This window comes from Actinoplanes sp. NPDC051633 (genome assembly GCF_040681735.1).
Taxonomy (GTDB): Bacteria; Actinomycetota; Actinomycetes; order Mycobacteriales; family Micromonosporaceae; genus Actinoplanes.
On sequence record NZ_JBFAZH010001410.1, the window covers coordinates 1 to 1792 of the forward strand.

At 72.1% G+C, this 1792-nt stretch carries 2 protein-coding genes; one reads left to right on the top strand and one right to left on the bottom strand.

Annotated elements, in window-relative coordinates; translation table 11 throughout:
- Positions 1 to 70: 70 nt before the first annotated feature.
- Complete coding sequence (locus tag AB0M20_RS41525; RefSeq protein ID WP_364306823.1) at positions 71 to 778, bottom strand: alpha/beta hydrolase; 708 nt, start codon at positions 776 to 778, stop codon at positions 71 to 73.
- A gap of 61 nt (positions 779 to 839) precedes the next feature.
- Here AB0M20_RS41525 and AB0M20_RS41530 point away from each other — a divergent pair.
- Positions 840 to 1792, top strand: a 953-nt coding sequence (locus tag AB0M20_RS41530; protein ID WP_364306825.1) for a YafY family protein, incomplete at its 3' end; no start/stop codon positions are given.

Here is a 1792-nt window from a genome sequence, read left to right on the forward strand (position 1 = left end):
TTCGCCACGAACCCGCTCCCCACCCTCGCCCGCGCCCCCGAGTAGATCGCGGCCGAGGTGGCGGGGCTGCTCAAAGATCCGCGAGGATCTCGCTGAGGGCCTTCGGCTCGCTGAGCATGGGCCAGTGGCCGGTCGGCAGCGGGATGATCCGCGCCTCGGTCATCTCCACGAACCACGGATGTCCCGCGGCCATCATCTCCTGGACGACCTCGGCCGGGAATCCGCACGCGATCAGCACGGTCGGCAGGTCGGCCGAGGTGGCGTGCGGGCCGACGCCCTGCTTGATCGACGCCATCGGGTGCGGCGTGCCACGGGTACGCAGCAGGTCCAGCGCGCGGTCGTCGAGGCCGGCCAGCATCTGCGGATCCGCTGCCGGATCCCACTCGCGCGGGTCGAGGGCCACGGCGTCATCGGGGATCGGCTCGCCGGGCGGCGTCGAGTCCCACTGACTCGTGCCCTCGGGCTGGGCGCCCGCGTCCACGTACACCACCGTCTTGATGCGGTCCCGCAGCCGCAACGCGGCCGCACTCACCGGGAGCCCCGCGTAGCTGTGCCCGACCAGGACGATGTCGTGCAGATCCTCGACCTCGGCCAGTCGCACGATGTCCTCGATGTGCGTGTCGAGGTCGATCTCCGGGCCGAGCAGGTGGGACCGGTCGGCCACGCCGGTCAGGGTCAGCGGGTGAACGTCGTGGCCGCCCGCTCGCAGCGCGGCCGTCACGTCGTGCCACGCCCACGCGCCGAGCCAGAGACCGGGAACCAGGATGTATGTGCTCATGAGGCAAGCCTAGAAGTAATACCGGACAGGTTCCGCCCGGTATAACTGAGAAGATTGCGGCATGGTCCACCCCGCTTCCCGCGTGCTCGCGATGCTCGAGCTGCTGCAGGCCCACCGCCGGATGACCGTCGGTGAGCTCGCCTCCCGCCTGGCGGTCGACGAGCGGACCGTCCGGCGGTACGCCGGCACGCTGGCCGATCTCGGCATCCCGGTCGCCGCCGAGCGCGGGCGCTACGGCGGATACCGCCTGGCGCCCGGCTTCAAGCTGCCGCCGCTGATGCTCACCGACGACGAGGCCGTCGCGGTGGTGCTGGGCCTGGTGGCGGCCGAGCGGATCGGGCTCGGCACTCCGGCCGCGTCGTCGGCGGAGGCCAAGATCAGCCGGGTGCTGCCGGACGCGTTGTCTCAGCGGCTGGCCGGTCTGCGCGAGAGCCTCGGCTTCACGATGCGTGGCCGTTCCGGTCAGGCGGCGGACTCCTCCGTGCTGCTGAGCCTCGGCGCCGCGGTGCGGGACCGGGACCGGCAGGTCCTCGCCTACAACGGCGAGCGCGCGGTCGATCCCTACGGCCTGGTGGTCCACTCCGGACGGTGGTATCTGATCGCCCATGACCATCGCCGCGGGGAGGTCCGGACCTTCCGGGTCGATCGCGTCGAGGCGGTCCGGCCGCTGGGCGTGCGGTTCGAGCCGCCGGAGGGTTTCGACGCGGTCGCGCACTTCAACCTGCAGTGGGCCCAGCGCGATTACCGCTGGGCGGTGGAGGTGCTGGTGCACGCGCCGCTGCCGGCGGTGCAGCGACATCTGCCGGCCAACGTCGCCGTCTTCACCGAGACGAGCGACGGGGTGCTGATGGCGATGCGCGCCGAGAATCTGCGCGGGATGGCGGCGATGCTCGCCGGGCTCAACCACCCGTTCACGGTGATCGAGCCCGACGAGCTGCGGCCCCACCTGCCCGCCCTCGCCACCGACCTGGCCGGGTGGGCGGTCAGCCGGCCCGCGCCAGGAACACCAGCACC

Bases quoted from the DNA above. Each gene is read 5' to 3' on its own strand.
- AB0M20_RS41525 (WP_364306823.1), bottom strand. From the start codon at position 778: ATGAGCACATACATCCTGGTTCCCGGTCTCTGGCTCGGCGCGTGGGCG.